Source organism: uncultured Amaricoccus sp., from assembly GCF_937858865.1.
GTDB lineage: Bacteria > Pseudomonadota > Alphaproteobacteria > Rhodobacterales > Rhodobacteraceae > Amaricoccus.
On the sequence record NZ_CALLYO010000213.1, the window covers coordinates 1 to 2,412 of the forward strand.

Here is a 2,412-nt window from a genome sequence, read left to right on the forward strand (position 1 = left end):
CCGCGGGGGGCCTGGGACCGGGCGCGACCGTTTCCGAGGAAAACATCGACGGGCAGGCACACGGGGCGGCCGGGCGATGGTGGCTCGGAGCGGACGTCCGGAGGGCCTCCTCCGCGGCTCGGAGCGGGTGTTTAGTGATTCAATGACTTGAGTGGAATCGCACGCGTGCGACTCCGGGCGGGCGCCGCCCGCATTCAGGGAGGCGATCCGACGATTTTCGTATAACCTCGGACCGTTCTCGGTGTCCTGACTTTTCCGCCAGGCCCCCGGCCGCAGGGGTCCGGATAGCCCGGTGTGCATGGCATCGCGCGCAATCCTCGCCGGATCGTCGGGCGAGACGAGGCAGCGTCTGCGGCCTTCCGGTGGCATTGCACCCGGTGCCGGTGACGTCGCGGCGACTTGGAGCGCCCCTGCGGCTCTCCGGGCCGCCCTCTCGCGGAGAGGGCGGCCCAAGGGCCTTCCGGGCAGGCCCGGGGCTCGGGGAAGCGCGCCCCCGCCCCCGGAGGCGCGCGCCGGTCAGGCGGCGGTGCGGCGCCGGCCGAAGCCGACGAGGCCGAGGAGGGCGGTGCCGAGCAGGAGCGCCGCCGGCGGCAGCGGGACGGGCGCGAGGCCGACCGCCGCGCCGTCGATGCCGAAGCCGTCGTTCGTCCTGTCGTGCATCAGCTCGACGGTCAGGCTGGTGACCGCCTCGGAGAGCAGGATCTTGACGAGATGGATGTTGCCGTTCGCGAGCCTGCCCGCGGTGCCGGCGATCGAGTGGAGCGTGTCCCCGACCTTGATCGAGAACTGGCCACCGACATCGGCGGCGTCGAGCACGAAGAAGGCGAGGGTGTCGAACTTGCCGAGCCCGCTGATCTCCCACCGCATGCCGAGGTTGTCGTTGCTGTCGAGCCAGTTGCCGCCGAGCGGCAGGCTCGCGTCGGTGCCGTAGCGGCCCCAGGGCATGTCGTCGCCGCGCACCTGCAGCTTCGAGGGATCGCCGACCACCGACCTGCCGCTGCCCGCCGCGCCGAAGGAGGTGAAGCTGCCCACCTTGGTGTTCTGCGGGTTGGTGGTGCCGCTCGACCCGTCCCAGGCCTTGTAGTCGTTGAAGGTCTCGACCGCCTTGAGCTTGAAGCCGGCCTCGTAGCTCGCGCGGGCCGCCCGGGCGGCGGTGATCTCGCTGCGGTCGAAGCGGGTGGTGCTCAGGTCGACGGTGGCGGCGAAGGCGCCCGCCGACATCGTGACGGCGGCAGCCACCACGGCTGCGCCGAGGCACAGGTTTACTCTGGACAGCATGGATATACCCTCTCAATCCCTCGTATCGAGTATCGGGGGCGGGGGGCTTCAAGTCAATTTTACGGGTTATTGAATCTTACGGATTGGTAAACGTGTGGCTTCCACGCCGCGCCCTCCGCAGCAGGGGTTCTCTTCCCGGGAGAGCGGGAGACCGCCGGTCGGGAAGAATGGACAAGCGCGGGCGCAGGCGGGATAACGGCCGGGTGGCGTAAGGAGCGGGCGATGGCACTGGCCGGTCCGGTGAGGCGGATGCTCGACGGGCCCTGGGACGTGCCCCGGGCCCGGGCGGCGCGGATGGACGCGCGGATGCTCGTCCGCCGGGTCGGCCACCGGCTCGGGGTGGCGCCCCGCGTGCTCCCCGACTTCCTCGTCATCGGCGCGCAGAAGAGCGGCACCTCGAGCCTCTTCCGCTACCTCGACCAGCATCCCCAGGTCCGCGGCTCGGTTCCGAAGGAGGTGCACTTCTTCTCGGGTGGCCTCGCCCCCGCGGTCGACGCCTATACCCGCGGCGAGGCCTGGTATCGCGCCCACTTCCCGAAGGTTTCCGAGATGGGGGAGGGGATGTGCGCCTTCGAGGCGACGCCCCTCTACCTGCTCCACCCCCACGCCGCCGCGCGGATCCACGCGCTGATGCCGGGGGTGAAGCTGGTCGCGGTGCTGCGCAACCCGACCGACCGGGCGCTCTCGCACTATTTCCACAACGTTCGCACGAACCCGCGCCGGGTGTTCCAGGAGACGCTCGGCCCTGCCGAGGCGATGGCGGCCGAGGAGGCGCGCCTCGCGCCGGTCCTCGCGGCGGGGGACTACCGGAGCGAGATCTACCGGGTCGCGACCTACAAGGCGCGCGGCCGCTACCTCGAGCAGCTCCGCCGCTACACGGCGCTCTTCCCGCGGGAGAACCTCCTCCTCCTCCGCGCCGAGGATCTCTTCATCGACCCGGCCGGGCAGATGCGTCTGCTCGCCGACTTCCTCGGGCTGGAGCATGTCCGCGCGGGGGTCGACTTCCGGGCCGCGAACGTCGGGGACAACCGCGAGACGGTCGATCCCGGGGTCCGCGAGGAACTCGACGCCTACTTCGCCCCCCATAACCGGGCGCTCGCGGAGGCCTTCGGGCGGGATTTCGGCTGGTAGCGG

Annotated in this window: 2 protein-coding genes; one reads left to right on the top strand and one right to left on the bottom strand. The window is 71.0% G+C overall.

From position 1 onward, the window contains the following. Positions 1-516 precede the first annotated feature (516 nt). Positions 517-1,239, bottom strand: a complete 723-nt coding sequence (locus Q0112_RS05790) for a hypothetical protein (protein WP_297972669.1) — start codon at positions 1,237-1,239, stop codon at positions 517-519. 261 nt (positions 1,240-1,500) lie between these two features. Between Q0112_RS05790 and Q0112_RS05795 the strand changes: the two genes are divergently transcribed. Then, positions 1,501-2,409: a sulfotransferase domain-containing protein gene (locus Q0112_RS05795; RefSeq protein WP_297972672.1), complete on the top strand. Its 909-nt coding sequence runs from the start codon at positions 1,501-1,503 to the stop codon at positions 2,407-2,409. Positions 2,410-2,412: the final 3 nt, after the last annotated feature.